The organism is Pararhizobium sp. IMCC3301 (genome assembly GCF_030758315.1).
Taxonomy (GTDB): Bacteria; Pseudomonadota; Alphaproteobacteria; order Rhizobiales.
In genome coordinates, this window is sequence record NZ_CP132336.1 from 495,502 (window position 1) to 516,715 (window position 21,214).

22 protein-coding genes are annotated in these 21,214 nt (G+C 49.2%); 16 read left to right on the plus strand and 6 right to left on the minus strand.

The window, feature by feature from the left end:
* Positions 1-30: 30 nt before the first annotated feature.
* Positions 31-3,342 (minus strand): ankyrin repeat domain-containing protein, encoded by a 3,312-nt coding sequence (locus RAL88_RS02225; protein ID WP_306266980.1) that lies wholly within the window; start codon positions 3,340-3,342, stop codon positions 31-33.
* Between the two features lie 139 nt (positions 3,343-3,481).
* Between RAL88_RS02225 and RAL88_RS02230 the strand changes: the two genes are divergently transcribed.
* The 3 genes from RAL88_RS02230 (at position 3,482) to RAL88_RS02240 (ending at position 4,857) form a co-directional block, all read left to right on the plus strand.
* Positions 3,482-4,030 carry a hypothetical protein gene (locus RAL88_RS02230; RefSeq protein ID WP_306266982.1) on the plus strand — a complete coding sequence of 183 codons (549 nt, stop codon included), beginning with the start codon at positions 3,482-3,484 and terminating at the stop codon, positions 4,028-4,030.
* A gap of 162 nt (positions 4,031-4,192) precedes the next feature.
* Entirely contained in the window at positions 4,193-4,417 is a 225-nt protein-coding gene (locus RAL88_RS02235) for a hypothetical protein (protein WP_306266984.1), read from the plus strand.
* Between the two features lie 149 nt (positions 4,418-4,566).
* Positions 4,567-4,857, plus strand: a complete 291-nt coding sequence (locus RAL88_RS02240) for a hypothetical protein (protein ID WP_306266986.1) — start codon at positions 4,567-4,569, stop codon at positions 4,855-4,857.
* Positions 4,858-4,895: 38 nt separating this feature from the next.
* On the opposite strand, the gene RAL88_RS02245 is transcribed toward RAL88_RS02240, so the two are convergent.
* Positions 4,896-5,177, minus strand: a complete 282-nt coding sequence (locus tag RAL88_RS02245) for a hypothetical protein (RefSeq protein WP_306266987.1) — start codon at positions 5,175-5,177, stop codon at positions 4,896-4,898.
* Positions 5,178-5,213: 36 nt separating this feature from the next.
* Here RAL88_RS02245 and RAL88_RS02250 point away from each other — a divergent pair, with 36 nt between their 5' ends.
* From RAL88_RS02250 to RAL88_RS02280, 7 genes are all read left to right on the plus strand, one after another.
* On the plus strand, positions 5,214-5,687 hold the full coding sequence (locus RAL88_RS02250; RefSeq protein WP_306266989.1) for a hypothetical protein: 474 nt from the start codon (positions 5,214-5,216) through the stop codon (positions 5,685-5,687).
* Entirely contained in the window at positions 5,617-7,374 is a 1,758-nt protein-coding gene (locus tag RAL88_RS02255; protein ID WP_306266991.1) for a type IV secretory system conjugative DNA transfer family protein, read from the plus strand. The genes RAL88_RS02250 and RAL88_RS02255 overlap by 71 nt, the downstream gene beginning before the upstream one ends.
* 72 nt (positions 7,375-7,446) lie before the next feature.
* Complete coding sequence (locus RAL88_RS02260) at positions 7,447-7,767, plus strand: amino acid transporter (protein WP_306266993.1); 321 nt, start codon at positions 7,447-7,449, stop codon at positions 7,765-7,767.
* Positions 7,768-7,772: 5 nt separating this feature from the next.
* Positions 7,773-9,068, plus strand: a complete 1,296-nt coding sequence (locus RAL88_RS02265; RefSeq protein ID WP_306266995.1) for a hypothetical protein — start codon at positions 7,773-7,775, stop codon at positions 9,066-9,068.
* The gene (locus tag RAL88_RS02270; RefSeq protein WP_306266997.1) at positions 9,065-9,523 is read left to right on the plus strand and encodes a hypothetical protein; all 459 of its coding nucleotides are present in this window, start codon (positions 9,065-9,067) and stop codon (positions 9,521-9,523) included. Before RAL88_RS02265 ends, RAL88_RS02270 begins: the two co-directional genes overlap by 4 nt.
* Before the next feature lie 176 nt (positions 9,524-9,699).
* Positions 9,700-10,212: a hypothetical protein gene (locus tag RAL88_RS02275; protein WP_306266998.1), complete on the plus strand. Its 513-nt coding sequence runs from the start codon at positions 9,700-9,702 to the stop codon at positions 10,210-10,212.
* A gap of 4 nt (positions 10,213-10,216) precedes the next feature.
* Positions 10,217-10,642 (plus strand): hypothetical protein, encoded by a 426-nt coding sequence (locus RAL88_RS02280; protein ID WP_306267000.1) that lies wholly within the window; start codon positions 10,217-10,219, stop codon positions 10,640-10,642.
* 3 nt (positions 10,643-10,645) lie between these two features.
* On the opposite strand, the gene RAL88_RS02285 is transcribed toward RAL88_RS02280, so the two are convergent.
* On the minus strand, positions 10,646-11,398 hold the full coding sequence (locus RAL88_RS02285; protein WP_306267001.1) for a hypothetical protein: 753 nt from the start codon (positions 11,396-11,398) through the stop codon (positions 10,646-10,648).
* Positions 11,399-11,400: 2 nt separating this feature from the next.
* Complete coding sequence (locus RAL88_RS02290) at positions 11,401-11,640, minus strand: hypothetical protein (RefSeq protein WP_306267003.1); 240 nt, start codon at positions 11,638-11,640, stop codon at positions 11,401-11,403.
* A gap of 321 nt (positions 11,641-11,961) precedes the next feature.
* Between RAL88_RS02290 and RAL88_RS02295 the strand changes: the two genes are divergently transcribed.
* Genes RAL88_RS02295 through RAL88_RS02305 form a run of 3 tightly spaced genes read left to right on the plus strand, consistent with a single transcriptional unit; the run spans position 11,962 to position 13,351 of the window.
* Entirely contained in the window at positions 11,962-12,528 is a 567-nt protein-coding gene (locus tag RAL88_RS02295) for a recombinase family protein (RefSeq protein ID WP_306267005.1), read from the plus strand.
* Entirely contained in the window at positions 12,525-12,773 is a 249-nt protein-coding gene (locus RAL88_RS02300) for a hypothetical protein (protein ID WP_306267007.1), read from the plus strand. Before RAL88_RS02295 ends, RAL88_RS02300 begins: the two co-directional genes overlap by 4 nt.
* Positions 12,770-13,351 carry a Fic family protein gene (locus RAL88_RS02305; protein WP_306267009.1) on the plus strand — a complete coding sequence of 194 codons (582 nt, stop codon included), beginning with the start codon at positions 12,770-12,772 and terminating at the stop codon, positions 13,349-13,351. The genes RAL88_RS02300 and RAL88_RS02305 overlap by 4 nt, the downstream gene beginning before the upstream one ends.
* A 132-nt stretch (positions 13,352-13,483) precedes the next feature.
* Here RAL88_RS02305 and RAL88_RS02310 read toward each other — a convergent pair whose 3' ends face one another.
* Both RAL88_RS02310 and RAL88_RS02315 read right to left on the minus strand, forming a co-directional pair.
* Positions 13,484-15,193, minus strand: a complete 1,710-nt coding sequence (locus tag RAL88_RS02310) for a ParB/RepB/Spo0J family partition protein (RefSeq protein WP_306267011.1) — start codon at positions 15,191-15,193, stop codon at positions 13,484-13,486.
* Positions 15,194-15,281: 88 nt separating this feature from the next.
* A complete protein-coding gene (locus tag RAL88_RS02315) occupies positions 15,282-16,169 on the minus strand; it encodes an ArdC family protein (RefSeq protein WP_306267013.1) in 888 nt (295 codons plus the stop codon).
* An 811-nt stretch (positions 16,170-16,980) separates the two neighbouring features.
* On the opposite strand from RAL88_RS02315, the gene RAL88_RS02320 reads away from it, so the two are divergent.
* The 3 genes from RAL88_RS02320 to RAL88_RS02330 are packed head-to-tail and all read left to right on the plus strand — an operon-like array spanning position 16,981 to position 21,193.
* Positions 16,981-18,165 (plus strand): DNA cytosine methyltransferase, encoded by a 1,185-nt coding sequence (locus RAL88_RS02320; protein WP_306269564.1) that lies wholly within the window; start codon positions 16,981-16,983, stop codon positions 18,163-18,165.
* Positions 18,162-19,166, plus strand: a complete 1,005-nt coding sequence (locus RAL88_RS02325) for a hypothetical protein (RefSeq protein ID WP_306267015.1) — start codon at positions 18,162-18,164, stop codon at positions 19,164-19,166. Before RAL88_RS02320 ends, RAL88_RS02325 begins: the two co-directional genes overlap by 4 nt.
* Positions 19,163-21,193, plus strand: a complete 2,031-nt coding sequence (locus RAL88_RS02330) for a hypothetical protein (protein ID WP_306267017.1) — start codon at positions 19,163-19,165, stop codon at positions 21,191-21,193. The genes RAL88_RS02325 and RAL88_RS02330 overlap by 4 nt, the downstream gene beginning before the upstream one ends.
* Positions 21,194-21,214 lie beyond the last annotated feature (21 nt).

Below are 21,214 nucleotides of genomic sequence, written 5' to 3' on the forward strand. Positions count from 1 at the left end.
GTCAAGCAATGCGGAATACAAAATTACCAGCTAAAGCTGTGAACCACGGTTCGCGCCTGACCTGAGAAGTAAAGCAATGAGCTCCTTGCTTCCTTCCACCTCTGCATAGTCTAATGCAGTGCTACCTTCTGTATCGACCATATTTATTTGAGCACCATGATCAAATAGGAGGCGCGCTATTTCTGTGTGGTCATTGAAACTGGCAATCATCAGCGCGGTCACGCCAGTGTCGGTTCTGACCTGATTGGTATCAGCTCCGTTTTCTAGCAGCAATCGTACGGTTGCCGTGTCACCAGTCAAACTGGCGGCCATCAGCGCGGTCCAGCCAGTGTCGGTTGTCGCCAGATTGATCTCGGCTCCCTCATTCAACAGCAGTTGCACTATTGCCATATGGCCATTCTCACAGGTCAACATCAGGGCGGTCGCGCCGATGTTGGTTGTCGCCTGATTGATGTCCGCTCCATTTTCCAAAAGCAATTGTACGGTTGCCGTATGACCACTCGCACAGGCGGCCAACAGTGCGGTCCAGCCAGTGTCGGTTGTCGCCTGATTGATGTCCGCTCCATTTTCCAAAAGCAATTGTACGGTTGCCGTATGACCACTCGCACAGGCGGCCAACAGTGCGGTCCAGCCAGTGTCGGTTGTCGCCTGATTGATCTCAGCTCCATTTTCCAGAAGCAATTGGACGGTTGCCGGATCACCATTCAAACTGGCCAACATCAGCGAGGTTGCGCCGATGTTGGTTGTCGCCTGATTGATGTCAGCTCCATTTTCCAGCAGCAACTGAACGGTTGCCCTATGGCCATGCTTACTGGCCGCCATCAACGAGTTCTCGCCGGTGTCGGTTGTCACCTGATTAATCTCAGCTCCATTTTCCAGAAGCAATTGGACAGCTGCCGTATGACCACTCTCACTGGCGGCGAACAGCGCGATCATGCCAGTGTCGGTTGTCGCCTGATTGATCTCAGCTCCCTTTTCCAGAAGCAATTGGACGGTTGCCGGATCACCATTCAAACTGGCCGCCATCAGCGCAGTTGCGCCGACGTTGGTTGTGGCCTGATTGATCTCAGCTCCCTTTTCCAACAGCAATTGGACGGTTGCCGTATGACCATTCAAACTGGCGGATATCAGTGCGGTTACGCCTTCACTATCAGCAAAATTAACATCGAATTCTGACCTACCGCTTTCCGTCAGCAATTTGATGGTGGATATAGCATCCAAATTAGCTACTGTGATTAACCCTTTCTGCAAAACAGCTTGCATTTCAAACCCCAAATACGAGCTCAGGGCATGACTTTGATTGTCAGGATTTAACCGAAATTCCTCATCTACCTGTTCCCAGTAGGTAATCAACGCTACTCGCAAATCTCCAGAAATTCTGCTACGCGCACACGGTTGAAAATATTCAATTTCCAACCGATCACTCACCACATGCTGGAAGTCGTTTTCAGTATTTTGCTCAAATAGATCGGTCATTAAGACAGCAACAGCACCTCGCATTGAAGACTCTTTTGGATAAAGAGCCGGCTGTAGTAACTCAAACAGATCGGTTCTGTATTGCTCTCTAGATACGTCTAGCGTCGTGTCTTTTGCGAGATTGCGCCGCATCCGACGTATAAACTCCAGAAATTCTTCGGCATTCTTTTCAGTTTTTTTTGCGCCTTCTTTCACGCAGAGCAATGCGATGAAGGCATCCATCAAAACCGACCAGCCAACAACCTTCTTCAGCACCAGTAGAAAAAAAGACTCGCCAATAATATCGGGCTCAAAGGCACCTATATTTTGCGTGTCAGGTTTAGATATTAGCGCACACGAATAGGCTAGGATGGCATCAGAGTGTTTGTGTAAATCCCGTTGCACGGCATCAGGCAATTGCGCATAGAGTTTTTTATAGCTTACGCCACGTAACGCACTAGCAGCAGCAATCAGACATCCAATCCACTCTCCGTGTTCGTCCGGATTCATGCCTTCCGGAAGGCTTTTCCACGGCAAGCGGTTCGATGAATCCAGGTAATAATCTATCAAATCGCGTCTGTTGCCAAACGCATCTGACAATTCTCCTTTGGCGATGGCGTACCCCTTGAGTGCTGCGAAAAGCGGGCACCACGCACCCTCAGTATTTTCCAAATGTTCTATTGCTGCCTTGAGATTAATTTTATCGAGCGATTTATCTTCACCGTCCGCTTGGAATATGTCGGAGGCACGACAGATAATCGATTGAAGATCAGTCTCAGATTGCTGCTCTTTTTGCAGAAAAAGCGGTCGTTCATTGAAAAAAAGCTTTCGCTTTTTATTGAGGTCAACGTGACTATCAATGATACCGCCAAATCGTGGATCGCGTCTTAGCTCATTTAGATTGTCCGGGAAGATGTGATCAACCAATAACAGCCTGACGGATTTTTTCGGGGGTAGAGTATTCGCAGATCCGCCCCAGCGTGCAAAGAGGGACCGAATATCAGCTGTGAACAGATGAATGTAGTCAATCACAATCAGTGTCGAAAACTCAGGTTCCCAAGTACTCCAATCACCGTTCCAATTGCTTTTGACAATTTGATTTAGGAAACCAAAATTCCAAATACGCTTTCCATCAGATTTGAAAGCGCTCTTCTCAGAGAATTCATGTAGCCAGTGGTTAAGCAAGCGGGTTTTTCCAGCACCTGATGGACCGGACAACGCCCAAACACCGAAACCCTGCTCTTTGAGAACAAAGTCATTGAGTGTTCTCATTTCTTTATCCCGCCCAACGAACGGAAGCGCATCAACAACAGTCGGATCAAGCCAGTTGGATTTGTCTTGGCTTAAGGTTTCTTGTTCTGGCAGGTATAGAGGTGGTTCAGAGGATGGTGGATGAGAATCCTTGCCTTTGTTAAAACCTGTGTTTTTTTTCGAAATGACAGGGAGCGGAAGAAAGTGCCAAAATTCATCGGGAGGAGAATTTTGGAAATTGTTCTCAAACAACTGACGTAGTTTTTCTGCGTGAAAGCGAGCCAAAAACTCCAATGCAAGCGCTGTTTGGACTATATTCGCCCGATTTTTTCTTATTTCACCTATAAAACTATAAGTTATCGTATTCGTATAACCTTGTTGAGGTTTCTTAATAAGCCGCAAATTTCTGTCATTTTCACGATCAATCTCAAAGTGAAATGCTTTACTAAACTTTAATTCATTCCGCTTTCTCAAAGCATTTATCTGAGAGATTTGCTCATAAATAGTTTGATCCCTGACCGTTTTTTCTTCTTCATTTTCATGTCGAATTTGTTTAATCAAGTCTCTTAGACTGCTGATAAAATCCTTATTACCCTTATTTTCTTCAGCAAAACCGTAGTAGAAATCATAGGCCATTTCGCATATCAATTTTCATAATGTTTCAATATCTAATAGTTCAACATATTGGAATTAAATTGCAACTGGAACTTTAGGCAATCTGGAGTCACCATAAAAAATTTGTATTTAGCAAATATGTTATGTTATACTATAACAAATGAAGATATCGTATGAAGTAACTGTTGGACCGGACGAACATAGACCAAACAACGCTGATGGAACTGTTGAGATTTGGACACTTAATGGAGAGTACCATTGTGAACATGGTCCCGCCGTCATCACAAGAAATGCAAATAAACAAATCATTTCGCAGCACTGGTGGCTAAACAACCAGCGGTATCGAGAAAACGGGCCAGCAGTGATTTATGATGATGGTGTCATGCATGAAACCTCATGGCACCCTGCACGGGAAGACGGACCAAGCCGACTTGTAAAAATCAATGACCTCGTCACAGAAGAAGAATGGAGGACCCCACTGAAAAAGGGCGGGTTTCATCGCATTGGTGGTCCGGCTATAATCGACACAGATTCAAACACGGGGATCGTTTATAAAGAATCCTGGTATCTATTTGGAAAGCGACATCGAGAAGATGGCCCTGCACTCATCGAGCGTGATCGACAAACAGGCCAAATCACCAAGCAGGAATATTACAAAAATGGCCGCCGGATGGAACCTCAATCACAAGCTCCAAAAATAACCCTCTAAATCTTGTCGCCAAATCACTCACCGGAAATTTTAGCCTCAACTCGCCATTTACCGACTCTTTTTTTGTCTTTCCGACACTATTAAACAGTTTCCCGACCTTGCAACCCGACTAAAACATGGTGTTTTTAATCAAGCAGTTAACGAGCCAAAAAGGATGCTCTCATGACTGCTTCTTTCAAAGAACCTCATAGTTACCTGGATTCCAACGTCCCCGGACAAATAATAGAAGAGCCCCAATCACCCATATCCAAATGCCTTACTGCCCGTGATGGCGAACCATGCGTGTATATAGGCTTGGCTGACCTGCGAGCATTGCTGGATCAGCGCGATCAAGCGCTAAGAGCGGCGGCGGAACTTCACTTCAAAACCATCATCCCTGATGACTAGGAATGGCATCATGCAGAGCCAGATTAATTTATGGCACTGCATGTTTGGCGCACTGCTGGATCTATTCCAGAACAAGTGTGCGCGGTTATCTGTTCCAAAATCCCTGATGATGGACAAGCTCCAGAATTTCCAACTCAAGGAGTCCAAAAATGGCTTCAATATATCAAGAACCACACTGCCCCGCGTGTAACAATCCATATGTCTCGGAAACAGGCGAATGGCGGATTTGTCGAGATTGCCCTTTTCGCAGTCCAGATAATGTTTCACCTGAAAACAACGAGCCAAAGGTCGATCCAAACAAAAATTCTGATCGTTCCGGCGACCATCCCATTATGGTTCTGGTCAAGCTGTCGGACCTGCTCGAACTCCGGGCTCAGCGGGACGATGCCCTTAGCGAGAATGCGGAAATGCTTTTCCGCACCATTGATCACGAGGGTTAGCAGTGCGAACCGCCTCGACGCCGGATTTTGAACACATCTCAATGCATTCGGCGACGATGATCTTCCTCATAAATGGCTTTGAGGCCATCGGAGCGTTCCCTTAGTTCCGCACCGGCCTTGTCGCAAAACTCCACATAAACATCCATTCCTTGTCGCTCGACATGTTTCAGCAACATTTGCAGAACCGTCCAGGCCAGTTCCAACCGAACTGTTTTGAAATCGGCGGTCCAGCTGCTCAGCGAAGCCAAAACCTCCCCTTTCAAACAATCCTCAGGGTCACGAGGTGCCCCCTGTCGGTCGTCGTCAAATCCAAAGCGCATCTCAAAATCCTTTCATTATCAAATAAGGTGAATCAAATGTCTGATGATACCAAAACTGACCGTCCCGGTGCAAAACTCGAGCGGACAGACCCTGTGAGTGCGCGTTTCAACCAGAACAACGAACTGGCGGAGAAGTATTACAATGCCTCTCCTGAGGCGCGCGCCAAGGCTGATGAGTACATCGCAACACGCGATGAACGCCTGGAGGCCGAGAAAAAGAACCAGCAACGCGCCCACAAGTTCCGCGTACTGCGCGCGGAGAATGACTTGCTCAAGAAATATATCGGTGAGCAGGCGCTTCGACCCGAATCCGTCAGGGCCGATCCTTCAACCGATTTGAAAATCATCGAAGAGCAAGCTGAAAAAATGGTGAGTAAACGCGAGGCATTCTATCAGCAGAATATCGAGAGAGAGACAGAAGCCACAATCCGACATGTGCTTGCAAAAGACCAGCAGGGCCACAGCGCAGATCAGACTCAGCACGCTCACGAACAGGAGCAGGAGCACTGAGACTATGTCTCAGCAAACTGTTCAATCACCATGGGGTCAGGCTCTCTTAAGTCTGATCCTCTATCTGATCTACCGGTTTTTCAACTCAATAGATGCAGAACCGCTTTATCTTTGGCTATTTGGTAGCGCGACGCTTTTGTGTGTGTTTCTGACAATTAAGGGCTTGATCGGATCATTTCGCTGGTTGCGCCTGATCAAGTCCATGAAAGTTCCAACCGGGATATATGGACAGACGAAATTTCCAACGGCGAGCAATGCCGAAGACATTGGTCTGCGTTTTTCAAACGAAGATGGCGACGGAATTCCGCTGGCATCTGTCGATGGCAAAATCATTTACTGGCATGGGCGTGGTCATATGTCTGTGCGCGCTCCAACGGATTCAGGCAAGACGGAATCGAGTGCCGCAAATATCTGCTTTGCGCTTGGCAGTCACCGAAACATCATTTGTACTGCCAAGGGTGCCGAGCTTGCGTGGCTGTGCGGCCCTTACCGGAAATCAATTGGTCAAAATATTATCTTCATCAATCCATGGCGTTTGATGAACAAAAACGGCCTTCCGTTTCATGATTTCAACCCGGTCGGCCATTTAGTCAAATATGCCGAACGCCGAGACCCTGAACTGATCGACAAGGCCCGGAGCATCGCCAATATCTTGTCACCAGAACCAGAAAATGGTTCTGGTGACAACAAGATTTTCCGAACCCAGGCTTGCGATATATTGACCTGGTGTCTGGTCTATCTCGCAATTCTCGAGGCCGAGACCGGAGAACTGTGTTGTAATTTGCCGTACCTTTACAATGTGCTCTGCGGCTCAAATGAAGATCTGATGGAATTCTTCTCCCAGATGCAGACCTGTTATGAATTTGGTGGCACAATCAGACGCGCTGCGGGTCGGTTCCACGGTAAGATGCAGCGTTCGCCCAAATCTGCTGAATCATTTTTGACCCAGGCTCAGGATGCTCTGCAGCTATACGATCCTGCTGGAATGTTGGGCCGCTCAATGGAGTATTCCGATTTCGATCCGGTGGACTTGAAACGACCAGACAAACCCACCACTATCTTTATTATCATCCCACCAGAGAAGTCCCTGACCCACGGCAGCTTTGCAGGCCTGTGCCTCAATGCACTGATTGATATCTGCATTGAGGCTGACAGTTTTGAGCCAAGGGTCACAGTAGTGGCCGACGAATTTGCGAATTTATCAGAGGGCAAGTTACCAGCAATTCTGCCCGCTCTTTTTGTGGGGCGCTCTCGCGGTCTGCAACTGATCACATATGTGCAGGATACAGAATCCTATTCGCGATATGGCAAGGAAGCCAGCGCATTCACAACCCAGGCCGAAGTGGTTCTGGCTTGGGGTATCCGGTCGACCAAGGACGCGGAAGATTATTCCAAACGCTCACCGCAAAAGAGCATCATGGCAGAGAGCGGTAACATTCCAATTTCCGATGATGCTGGCAGCGATGGCAAATATTCTCTTGGATTATCTGAGAAAGGCATCGCCTATCTACGGGCCGACGAATTCATGAGCCTGCCCGACTATACAGCGGTAATTTTCTACAAACAAAATACGCCGCTGATTGCAAAACTCTTCTCTTATCGCATGGTTGAGCCTTGGTGCCATCACGCAACGCCAGTGCCAGGCTCGCCTCCTTTGAGCGAGCTGCCTGTCACGCTCAAGGCCTGAGGTTCAAAACCTCACCTCTGCCCGTCAGTAATCGGACGCTTTCCTCAACCTAAATGACCAATGGAGGCCATTATGGCGTTCTCAAAACGCACGCCCGTGCGTGCCAACACCACCCCTGTGCTCGATCGCAATACCAAACACTCGTTTTGGGCAGCACTGGCAAAGGTCATCGCCGTTCCCATGATCCCGCTGTTGTTGCTGATGTGGTTTGGCAGCCCTGCGTTGCGCATGAGCTATCGCTGGAATGGTGACCATCAGGCATCGGTTTACTCCCACTGTCTGTATCTCAATCTCATGTCCGGCTGGGAACATGTCGATCCCCTCTACGGCGTGAACAACTGCCCGCTCATTACCTTCTTCCCCTTCAACATTGTCAACTTCATAAAAGGATAGTTTCCATGAATACCCAAACAACCAATTTAAGCCTGTTCCTGTTGGCCTTCATTAGCGCGGTACTGAACTTTGCAGGATTTGATCAGATCGCACTAAACGCGGACTGGTGGAAAAAATCCCTCTTTGCCCTCACTGCCATCGGCGTGTGGATTTCTCTCTATCTGTTCTGGACTTATGCGTTTTCCGTCGTTCCAGAGCTGAAACGGCGCGGGAAACAGCTTTCAGGCTGGCTGGTAATCCTTGTCGGATGTGGTTTTATTTTGGCACTTAGTGCGTATTGGAACATGATTGCGCTGGTCGGTGGCGAAGTTCAAAAACTGGCCTTGAGAGATATTGGCATCCGCGCTCAAACCACAATCTCGCAGGCCATCGATGAAAGCAGCGGTTATCTGGTTTTGGTGCCTCAAATCAGTGCTCTGTCGGGGCACACTGAAGACATTACGCTTAGCGAGGAACAATCTGGGGCGATTACCGGAACGAAAGGTCCTGGCAGTGTTTCCAAGACACTACGCCAACTCAAATCCAAGATAGATGCGGTATCAAAGGCGGTTACATCCGCCTCCTCCAATATTGCGGCGTTGAAAACAAAGGGTCAAAATTGTCTGGCTGATCTCCGCACTTCGATAAATGGCGGTGGTACGGATGATACACGCGGAGACGCGGTTGCCGCCAGTGTCGATTGCATCAACGAGACTGTGGCCAATCTGGGCAATCAGAACGTGACTTCATTGATTGCCCAAAACATGTCCGGTCTGACGACTGGTGTTGTTCTGCCCGTATCCATCACGACCGCCAACCAAAAGGAGGCAGTCCAAAACATCCTTTCGGGATTGCAGAAGCAGGCAGACAATATCGCCATTGCCGCCAGCAACATCGCCGTGTCGCCAGTGACACCCCTGACCGCTGAACGCCCAAATGTGATGTCTGCAGTGTTGATTTATTGGAGATCAATCATTCCAGCGCTTGCTACGGCTGCGGCAATCGACCTTTTGCCGCTGCTGCTTCTGATCCTGCGGACGCTGCTGTATCGTGATGCCGAGGAACGAGGTGATCCACGACATCCCTGGACTATGGGAGAATTGCTCGACGCATTTGCGCAAATGCAGCGGTTAAGCGGGTCCGTCCTGGGCATACAGTCGGGTCTCAACCCGGTCGAAGGCAACAACCATCCAGAATCCGTTCAAATCGTCTCAGACCAGCCTGAAAGCCCTCAGAGACTGACATTTCAGCCTGATAATGAAGAATGGTGGGACCTTCCCGAGGATTACGAACCTGAACTCCAGGAAGGTTCCCGCTCATGAAACGTATACTGGAACACTTCGCACGGGGGACGGCGCTTATTGCCGTCCTCTCTCTAGGTCTTTTTCTGGTCGCAGCCTCCATCCTGAAAGGCGTTGGCTGGTCGTTGCCTGATCTTCTGAAGCAGATATCCATTTCTGTTCCCTCATCCAGGCCAACGGCCAAAGCTGATGAAGTGCAAAACTATGTGCTATTCACCGAAGTCAAATTTGGTGACGGCCAGATCATAACCGGGATCAAATATACCTCAACATTGCGACAGCAAATCAACTCTCAGTGGTGTTACATCTCTGAAAACACAAAAGCGGGTGAGCCGACAACCCGATTGCAACTTGCCACTGTTTCCCAATCGGGCACCCAGACAATAGCCCCATTTACCGAAGCGGCCCTGTCACAGTTCGGACTGACTGCGCAGACCGCCACGAGCATTGTTAAGAGTCACTGCCGTTTTCAATAATCGGCAGCTCAAGAACTGAAGCTGATGAGGGCATCTGTGTGTTGTCCAGCTCCAGTCCGACCGCGCTAATCATCATCCTTGTCAAATCTCCAACTCTTATCCGCGCAGATCAATTCAATTGGGTTGGTGATTGCCATGTTTCCTCACACATAATCGGACCATAGAAGGGACATTTCATGTTCGACTTCCTGCCAACCAAAATCATCCCGCCCGCCCTTTTGGGCAGCATGCTTCTCTACGGCCTCATCTGCATGTTGTGGCTGCAACCGCTCGTGGAAAGCCGCATGGCGGAATTGACCTATGTTCCCCAATGTGAAGCCAATTTGAAGAACGCGGAAGCCTCAACACCGTTGCCGGACAATCCCCGGCAACGAGAACTGGAATTGCTCATCAGAATGTATGAGCAATCTGGTCTTGAGAGGCTGCCGTATGTGCGAGAAATCATTCAAATTGCCAGAACCGAAATGGAACAACTGAAACCCAAACGGTTTCGGTCTTCGCATATTCAAATTAACGGCATTTGCGCTTGTGCAGTTGAGAATATATTCGCCGAAAATCACCTCAAAATGGCATTGAGTGTCGCAAGTCTTCGCACTCATATCCCGGCGTTTCTCAAATCCATGGACCGCAATCTCCTGTCCGTAGCTGCTTCTGGCACATGCGGTGCGTTTGGCTCCCTGAAAGGATAAATTCATGACCAATTCGAACGATACGATTTACTATTCCGACGGGCGCGGCATATGCGTCACCGGGCGTCGCTTGCGCACTCGCTTCAAGGATGAAGCTCTGGCACCAGTGCAGTCTGTGCAGATTGGCCGTGAGCCGCTGATGATAGCTGCGGTGGTCGGTATCGGCCTGACATTGTTTGCAAACCGGTTTGGCGATCTTTTGTTATTTCACGAGCAAATCATTCTGGTGCTGGCCGGCTTGACAATCCTGGCAGTGGGTTACTCCATCGCCGCTTTGAGGATAGGCCAGTACATGCATGAAAAAACCGTCCTATGGTCTACCATCTGGACGGTACGGTCAGTGCGGGAAGCCATCGCCAGAGCCAAGCATGCACAAGACGAGTTGTCTTCCAAAGGTGTTGTGGTCAACAGCGAAGGGCTTGCAGACTAATTTTTATCCCATCGGGTCGAATGCCGGATGGGGTTGGCTTCCATGTGCCGGTGAATTTCCATCCGGCTTGGCTGGAACTACTTCCGTTCTGAAAGCAGCTTTCATCTCCGGCGCATTGGATGCGCTGTCAAAACCGGGAACGTGTGCTCGTACCGATGGCGGCATGGCGTCTACGAGTTCAGCATCAAGATCGTCAAGGTCATTGGCAGATATCTCACCGTCCGCGATCTTATCCCGCGCAGCATCGAGTTTTTCCTGGAAATCCAAAATGCCTTGGCGCTCAGCATCCAAGTTGTTACGGAGTTCAAAATCAGGTTGATAAGACTCCCAGCTCGGACGGCTTGGTTCAATTAGGTCAAAGTCGAGTTGATCCGGGCTGATCTCTAGTCCGTGTTCGTCGAACACCTGAGCGCCATCCTCGGTTTTGAAAACGCGTCGTCCGTCTTCCATGACATAGGCGCGGTCAAGCAGGGCTTGCAGTCGCGCATTGACTAAATCCAGGGCTGCTTGGTTTTCCATCAAGGCAATGACCGTGGCTTCATCATAGGTATCCAGCTTGACCTTGAATTCATCGATTTGAATCTGCGTTGCCATGACGACTTCTGCGGCAAGGCCGAGGATGTCATCATCCATTCTACCTTCAATATCCGACCGCTTTTGCTGATCCTGGCGCGCCTTGATAAACCAGTGCCGTTGACTGCCTTGGTCTGGCAGACTTCTGTCCTTGTTTCTGAAATGATCGGCTAACTGATCCAATTTTATTCCCCGCATTCCTTCTTGATGAGCACATACAACAATGGCCCAACGCCTTTATCCGGATGGCGTTCAAACCAGGACACAACAGTATTCCAGTCCTTACCCGCCCCCTTGTAATACCAGTCGTAGACGCAGTTCATTCCTTCAGCGATTGGCTTGTCCTGCAACCATCTGGAGTAGGCCAAGCCCTCGACCACACCTGATACGTAGCTTAATCTTTGATCCGCGTTCATTTTAGTCATGACATCGCCCGCAGTTTGAGCGATTGCGATTGTCGGCGATCCATTCACAAATATACATAACGTCATTATTGCAACATATTCTTTATATTTGCTTAACAGTAATAAAATATTAACTTGCACAAACGACCGATTATGCAGTATTTTACTTATACGTCTTCATTTTGCTATAATTATGGGAGAATAGCGGAATATCAAGGGTTTGGCTGATTTGGCTATCTGTCATACCCGATGGAAAAGCCTGAATGCGGAAAGGGTCGTTTATGCACATACGATGGAATGCTGCGAGCGACAGCCATTTCTCCGCTAAGGCACTGAATAGACATGAAATTAGGATATCTACGCGTCAGCACTGAAGAACAACGGCCAGATCGTCAAATTGATGCACTGGCACCAATTTGTGACGCACTTCACATCGAAAAGCTCTCGGCAACGGCCAAAACCCGTCCTGTTTATGAGAAAATCATCAAATCCCTGAGTTCGGGCGATATCTTCGTGATCTGGGATCTGGATCGCGCCTACCGGTCGGCTAAAGACGCCTTGAATGAGCTTGATCGCCTTCGCGCACGCGGCATAGAGATTCAGATTGCCAGCATTAAGATTGATACCTCTACTCCGCATGGGATGCTGATCTACACTTTTATCAGCGGACTGGCCGAATTCGAGCGCCGTCTGCTTTCTGAGCGTACCAAGCAAGGCCTTATGGCCGCGCGTAAACGCGGGGTTCGCCTTGGCCCGCCGGTCAAGATGACCGATACACAGATACTGGCAGCCAAGCAGAAGATATTGGCCAGAGAGGCGACGATTGCCGAAATGGCCGCCTTCAACGGCGTTCATCCCTCTACGATCATTCGCTCCATCCGGCGGCTGGAGAAAAGCCGCCGTGATTGAAATATCTGGCTTTTTTGCGACTATTTCGGTATAATAATCCTATGATCAAAGCCGACCAAAACAACCGAAAATTTCGTGAAGCCTCGCATTTGCAGGCCATGGAAGACAATCCGCTGGATGCGGCGGACAAAGCCCTGTTCGCCATGTTTGAGCGTGAAGGCTGGTCACCTGAGCGGCGGCGCAACTATATCCTTGAACAGGCCGATGCTCGTGTTTTGAATGAGCCAGTCCCCGCTGCTGAATGAGCGATACCAGATATTGCTATCCGCCTGACTACACCGTTCTCATAAACAAGCTTGATCTGAGGGATGCCAGTCAACTGGAACGCGCAGAACGCCGTTTGGTGGTCGGGCGCAGTCTTGAAGAATTTCCCAATGGAGATTTTGATCTGGCACATCTGCAGGCCATTCATCGGCATCTGTTCCAGGATATCTATGACTGGGCTGGAGATATCCGCGATACGGAAATTTCAAAGGGCGGCAGTCAATTCCAGTTTCGCCAGTATATCGAAACCGGCATGGCTGATGTGCATCGCCGTATCAGATCCCATGCCTATCTCAAAAATCTGTCATCCTCAGCCTTCGCCGATATTGCTGGTGAGATTATTGGTGACATCAATTATGTGCATCCGTTTCGTGAGGGCAATGGCCGCACCCAGATGCACTATCTCAAACAGTTGTGCGCAGAGGCCGGTCACTCCATTGATCTGACATTGATTGAAAAGCGTGCTTGGATGGATGCGTCCCGGCAAGCACATCTTGGCGACTATCAACCTATGAGCCAATGCATTGCGAAGACGATCATTCCATCCAATCAGGAGTGAATTGATGTTTGCGCAGGATTGATGCGCAAAACCGCTTGGCGACCCACTCGCCGAGCGGAAATTTTAAACCACTCAAACATTTTAGAACCGCCCGTTGGTTTCTACCAACGGGCGGTTTTTATCTGGTGGTTGCTACTTAAACAGCTTCTTGAGGGCTTTGCGGCTGTCCATGGCTTCAATGCCGCCCTTTTTGGTGTAGGCGATCATGGGGAAACTCATATAGCCCGGTTGCCAGTCCTTTTTGCCATTCTTGCGCTTGCCGCTTAATCCGTCCTGAATAATCTGTTTCTGGACTTTGGCGGTCGAGGCGACATGCGCGTCTGCCGTGCTCTTTCCAGCGACTTGTTTGACAATGGTGTTGAGCGTTTCCTTGTCGCGCAACAGATCAAAGAAGGTTTGATCCGGTTGCCAGTGCTTCGCCATATCGACACCCAGTTTTTCGCCCAACACCTCAACAAGCGCAGAACCGCTCGGCAGGGTTTCGGCAACGACAAAGGTCAAAATCATAGTGACGCTGGCATCGTCCAGTTCCATCAGCTTGGCGACTATGGCGTAAAGATCAGGACTTTTACCCCAATCGGTTTTGCGCGGTACGATGGTTTCGCCCTCTTCACCAGACAGGCCTAACAGGTTCTGCACCCGTTCGCGCTCTGCCTGAAACACGCTTTCTGCCTTATTGGTTGCAAGGCTTTGGGCAATTGCGTCCGTATTGGCCATTTGCGGGTCGGCCTGAACACTCCAAAGCGAAGATCCCGCAATCATCTGCGCCACTGCCAAACGCAGGGCAATGCCTTGATGTGAGAGTAAATCTGTTCTCACTGCGCTATGACGATGAAGCGCAAGATAATTCTGCATGGCTTTGGTAATCTCGGCCTTTTGTATGTCTGCCACAACTTCGCCAGCTTCAACTTTCTTCTGGCGCTTTGTTTCCTGTCTCGTCAGATACCCCTCATGGAATGTCACTTCGCCATTGGTGGCAATCTGGACATAGATTCTGCCGCCATCCTTCTTGGTGGCTTTCGCATATTCCCAATCGCTCCAATACTCACCGATATCCAGAATGATAACCTCCTGCCAACCATTGGCAAGATAGGTTTCCTTCGCGGCGGCAATGGCTTGATTTTGCAATGTCCAGAAATTCGTTGCATCATCAAAATAGCTGGCGTCTTCAAACAGATCAGACACGCTTGCGCCTTTGTAATTTGCGACATCAAACAGCGCATTTTCCAGTGGAATATTCGCGCCGCCAAACAACCAGCTTTTAAGGCTGTGACCTTGCGGGGCGTGTTGATCTTCGCTCTTGAACAAATCCCACCACAGTTTTTGTTGTTTGGTGGTTGCCAGTGTCAATGCGCGAAGTGTTCCTGCGTTAATCTCAGCCTTGCGGTACGCGCTCAATATCGGTGCATATAGATTGCCAAGGGCAAGGCGCTGTTTGACCTGCCTGTCGGTAATGCCGAATTGCAGGGCAATATCTTCAATGCTTGTCCCTTGTTTTGCCAGCGCTGAAAAAGCCTTGTACTGGTCAATTTCATCCATCGGCAGACGGGCAATGTTTTCCGCCAAGGACGCCTCAATGGCCTTCGCATCGTCCCCCTCCTGCATGATGATACAGGGTACAGGTTCGACAGCGCCCGTTTCGGCAATTTTGCTCAAGGCATAGAAACGGCGCTGTCCCGCGACGACTTCGAAGCCCTCGCAATTCTTGCGCACCAATAACGGCTGAATAATGCCAAGAGACTGAATGCTTGGCACAAGGTCATCAATTTCTTTTGCGCCGATTTTACGGACATTCAATTTTGTGGTTTTCAGTTTTTTCAATTCAATATGTTGTAGTTCCATGGGTCTTCTCCTTGGGTGGTTAGGTTTTTAAAAGGCGCGGAATTGCACCATCGAGGCCAACCAGCGATTGGCCTCTGTGCTGCAATCCCTATTCCTGAAACCCGTCGAGAAACGCCACGGCACGGGCGGCTTGTGCCGATGCCTTGAAAATGAATTTCTTGTTGTTTTTGAGCGCCGCAAGCCAACTCTTGATGTAAAGCGCGTGATCTTCGCGGGGGGTCTGTACGATGGCGAGTTTGGAACACAGAAACGCCGCGCCAAGTTCGGCAATCAATTCCTCAAAGGCATATCGTTCGCGGTCTTGGCGGGTTTTTGCCTTGTCACGGTCAAGGCGTTTGGGCGCGCCTGTCCAGTGGGTCAGTTCATGAAACAAGGTGGCATAATAGTTTTCTGTGGCGGTGGCCTGCGGCGTATCCACAAAGGCGGCAGTGTCGGGCAGATTGATAAAATCGCCGCTTCGTCGATAGAAGGCACTTAACCCGCCATGACGAATGTCTGCGCCCGTCTGGGTGCAATATCGGTCTGCATGGTCAATGCGTGTGACAAGATCAATTTTTGGCTCTGCGCCGCTTTCGTGATGGTCGTACCCATCGACCTGACTGGCGTTAAACACGGTATAGAACCGCATCATCGGTATGTTGAATTCTTCCGGCTCGCCTGCGGTGTTTTCTGCGGTCTTTTGAAGGGTCTTGAAAAAGATAATCGGGCTTCCCTTTTCGCCTTTGCGAACCTGTGCGCCCTTGTCTTTCCATTGTTTGAAGGTTGCCCATTGGTTGGACTCAAACCCATTCACCTGCTGGTCTACCCAAAGGGACGGAATATTTATGCCTTGATACTGGTGGTCTGTTGTGGGGTTCGCCGGTAATCCCTGCGCCGCCAAACCGGCAAAGGGGGCTTGGTAGTCGTCCAGATTCACTTGATCCAGAACGGCAATAATCTTGTCGGTAATCTCTTGGTAAATATCTCGCTTGGTCATTTTGTCCTCGCATTGTTGGTTTTCAAAAGCGAGGTTTTCAGAATTTCTTCTTTCTACCCCGCACATGAAACCTTGCTCGCGGCGAGCGTCCAAAACCGAAAAAAGCCGCCCCCGATTTATCGGGGGCGACTTCTCTTTGGACGGTTGTGCCGAAAGCAAAACGCCCCAAAGCCTCACCGCTTGCGGCGGCTGCTTGCCAGCCGATCCGACAACACGGGAGCCGAATGCAATGAGGGGAATGGAGCGGGCCGGAGGATTTTGGCTATTGGATCAGGTGTTTTGTGTCGGTGTAAGCTGGCCTATGGTTTCCATGTCCGGTGTGCCGGGCATCACAATAAGCGGCGGCACATATGCCGCCTCCACCAGTCCTTATAAACGCCGTCAATGACGGCACCATAAAATGAAGACTGCCAGGAGCCACATTTGAGGTGGCGGGACGCGTCGATCGGTGAGCCAAGGTTCCCGGTGTTCCCGCAGGAGCGGCCAAAGCCGTGGGATCGAGAGCACCCTTGGATTACGGGCCTACGTTGCGGATGCGAGATAGTCCGGGGACTAGTGAATGTTATCCCTGTGCGGTTGTCATCTAAACCAACCTTGGGAAACAATGTTGGCTGTCGAAGAAATATGGAATACAACCCGAACTATGCTGATCTCAAAGCCCGTTTTCACATGAACCAAGAGCGCGAACGGTGACCGCTCGGTCAAGCCCTCCTCCGTTTCCAATCTGGTAATTCATCAAGTCTAAGAAAATCACTATGTTAGCTCGAATAGAAACCAATGAAGGCAAGAGACCATTAAAAGCGATAAACGCATAAGATTTGCGAGCTTGTACAGCGGCTGTGGGGGGCTAGATCAAGGTTTTCTTGATGCTGGCCTAAGTGGGTTGTGCGCCATTGATTTTGACAAATCAGCGCTGAGTAACTTGGCGGCTAATCTAGGCACGCAAACAGTCTGTATGGACCTCAGCGAATTCGGTGAGCAACACCGAGCGCTTCTTGAGGGAGTAGACATAATTGCCGCTGGGCCACCTTGCCAAGGATTCTCAACGGCCGGCCGAAATGATCCGGATGACAACCGCAATGACCACGTTTGGAACGTGGCTCGGATAGCCACACTGATAAGGCCGAAGGTTGTTCTGATTGAGAATGTTCGAGGCCTGCTGAATCCGAAGAACTTAAAGCACTTTGACAAAACAGTGTCAGTTTTGCGCGAGAATGGATACTCTGTGAGCTGGTCAACCTACAATCTGACCGACTATGGAATAGCACAGCGCAGGGTTCGAGTACTTATCTTCGCCGTCTTGTCCGAAACCAACGTCCAGCTTCAAATTCCCTGTCAGGAGAGAAAGTCACTCGAGGGTGTTCTGGAGGACGTAAACAAGATCAGTGACTTTGAACCGAAGCTGCTAGGCGAATTTTCCGATGAAAAACTAATAGCTCGCAAAATATCACCAGGCCAAAAGCTGTCGAACGTTCGGAGCGGCTTGTCAGCCGTTCACACATGGGAAATTCCAGAGGTTTTTGGAGCGGTGACACGCCATGAAGTTAACCTTCTAGAGACTATTGTGAAACTCAGAAGGCAGAAGCGTAAACGGGATTTCGGTGATGCCGACCCAGTTGCGATGGATGAAATTCGAAAATACTTTAAGAGCTCCGCGCAAGCGCTGGTAGATTCACTGATTGACAAAAACTACCTTCGGAGAGTCGATAGCCATATCGACTTGACAAACACATTTAATGGGAAGTTTCGTCGGCTAAAATGGGACGATGTGTCGCCTACTGTCGACACGCGCTTTGGCCAGCCCAGGTATTTTTTACATCCATCCGAAGATCGTGGCTTTACTGTACGCGAAGCAGCGCGAATCCAGGGCTTTTCGGACGGTTTCGCATTTTCAGGTTCGGAAGCGGCTAAGTACAGAATGATAGGAAATGCAGTTCCACCCGGGTTCGCAAAACTGGTAGCAGAAAATATTGTCACGGGTTGGGACAGCTTATGAACAGAGTAGAGTTCAGAAAGTTGCTGCAACGATGGTGTATGGAAGACTCTGACGGCCAGAAAGGCATCGAAGAACTAAAAAGGGACATCGAATTCCTAGAGCGCAAACTTTACCATGAATATTCTGTTACAGCGTATGGTGGACACGGATCATTTGGGTCTAGGTTGGCACGCTGGATCGGCAATGTAGAATCTGATGTTGATAGGCAGAATCTTTATAGACTGCTTGCCCATCTTTTTTTCATAGGCAAAAGCGAGCAAGAGGCTGCATATCGGACGGCATTCAGCAAACATATCTTGCAGTGGTTAATGGTCGTGTCGGGCATAGACCCTTTCCAAGCGGACGCGCATCAAAGAATCAACCAAGAACTGCAGGCAACAAGATTTACCGAGATCACCGATAGTTTTGGAATCCGCGAATTTTGCTTATTAAACAGCATTCAGGGCGAACAAGTCAGGTACAAGTGGGAAGGGAATACCAACAATTGGAACTCAAATGAATTTAGGCGAGATGTGCTTCGAGAGAACTGTCAAGGTGAGGTTCCAAGAAGGAATATTGTTCTGCTCGAGGATTTCGTCGGTTCTGGGTCACAGATGGCAAAAGCTGTGAAGCTCGCGTGTTCTCTAGGACAAGATGTCAACCTATTGCTCTGCCCCTTGTTCATCTGCCCAGTGGGAGCCAGATATGCTGGATGGCTTTCCCGCACATATGATAACTTAACATTTAGCCCAGTATTGGCGCTTGAACGTCAGTTTTTCATACGACCGAAGCAAGTGACAGGAGAACACATCAATTTCAACATGATACGTACGTTGCTGGAAAAAATTCACCCGGAGATATCGGGTGCCCAGCAAGAGTTTGGACCCTTTGGATACTGTGATACAGGCAGCTTTGTGGTCCCAGCCTCAAACTGCCCTGACAATACCATTCCTGCTCTCCACCGAAGGAATGAGAATTTGTGGGAACCCCTATTTCTCCGGACGTCTAGGTTGCCGCTATGAAGCAACGGTCTCTCAATCCTTTCAACAGCCTCTACCGCACTGAATCAATTGCGGCAGACGCCTTTGTCGACCTATTTAGTCCCGTTCTTCTCAAAGAGAGCTTAGTTCAGAGATTATTTGAGCCAGGCAATGTTGTTTTGTGCGGACTTCAAGGCTCTGGGAAGTCAGCTTTGCTAAACTTGCTGGAACCGGAGGTATTGATTGAATTTCTCAAAAGTGATCGACAATGGCCACTGCCAGCTCACTGTTCAAAGTTCATATCAGCGAGCATCACACTACGATCAAGCGGTGCCCTGATGTTCGGACAGAGATCAATAGAAGACGTTCCCGTAGAAAACGAGCGGGTGGTTGGCTTATACTTTGCAGATTTCCTAAACTATTGGATTGTCTCAGATCTCCTCGAGAAAGTGAGTTTACTGTTTTCCGACGAGGGTCATTTTCTGGCCGAGAAGATTGGTCTTACGACTAGGCGTGAATTGCTTGATGACTTTGCATCACGACTTAGTTCGGCGCCCTGCTGGCTCGGGACCCTGGAGGGTGCAAACTCGTTTAATGCATTGAAAAAACGCATCGAGAATAGAATTCGAAGCTACGAGAGCTTTCTCAACTATAATTCCGGTTTTCCTAGTGTTGTAGCGCGCACAAAGACGACCGCTGGTGAACCAATTGCAGTTGCATCCGACTGCTTAAGAGACTGCGGAATCTTACCAGACAACGTACCCTTACTCGTCACTATAGATCAGTTCGAAGATCTGATGGACCTAGAACGTGACGTCTCGGAGAACGATAGACCAATTTTTCGCAGTGTTATCTGGAAGATGCTGGGGAACAGGGACGATCGAGTTTCATATCGCGTAGGCGCGCGCCTGTACTCTCTCGATAAAGGCGTACGAGGATTGAGTGGCAATGCCACGGTGGAAGAGATGAGAGAGGTCAATGTTGTCAACATTGATGACCTTCTCCAAGGACGAGAAAATCGGAAATCCTTATTCCCAGACTTTTGCAGTGATGTTCTTCGGAGAAGGCTGCTCGAAGCTGGATACACTGGTGTTGCGGCGAATGCCACCAGGCAACTGTTCGGCTCGCGGGTCACGCCTGAACAGAAGGTAAGTGCATTTATTACAAAGAGCCAATCCAATGTCGTAACAAAGAACTTGCCTTTTGACGCATCGGTTAGCAGCGCACTTAAAGAAATTGCTCAGATAGACCCAATTTCAGCGAAGATGGGTGAAGCGTGGGCTCGACAGAATGCCAAAAAACGAGAAATAAATAGTGAAATTATTCGCGAAGAACCTTGGTCAACTCGACAATGGTGGAAAAAAGAACGGAAGCAGCAGGCACTTCTTCAAGTCTTCTCCTCTTGCGGACAAAAATTAGTTTGGTACGGAGCTGCCGATGTCGTCGGTTTGTCGGGGCGAAACATCCTAACCTTCCTAAGCATTTGCCAATTTGTTTGGGCAGAACTCTTACGAAGCCTCGAAGAGGGGCCCAACAATCTACCCAGCAATATCGACCCGATAATACAAACCTTGGGCATCAACTCTGCGAGCGACTATTGGTTTCGCAAGATCAAGGCGGAGCCTAAAGGTGGAGACGACCGTAATCGGTTTGCTAACGAGATTGGAAACATGTTTCGATCAAATCTATTGGGCGACCGGAATATGTCATACCCCGGAAACAATGGATTCTCACTACCTCTAAAGTCCGTAGAAGACGAACCAGTTGTCGAGAGTTTTCTTTCGGATTGTGTTGCCTTCGGCGTACTTGAAAGTCGACCACATACACCAAAATCTCGCTCCAGGGGGCAGAGCGAGAAATGGTATCTCTCACCAATTTTGTCACCTCACTTACAGATACCAGCTGCTCACATAAAGGAGCCCTACTATGCGACAATTGAGGAAGTCGCAGGGTGGATGAAGAAAGCCGGGGTTGTAACTATAGGAATAAGTGCTGAGGCTCGTGGTAACCGGCATAAGCAAAAACCGAATGGCGGCTCATCTCAGCTTAATTTTACGTTTGGAGACTAGATAAATACATGTTGGGAGGAG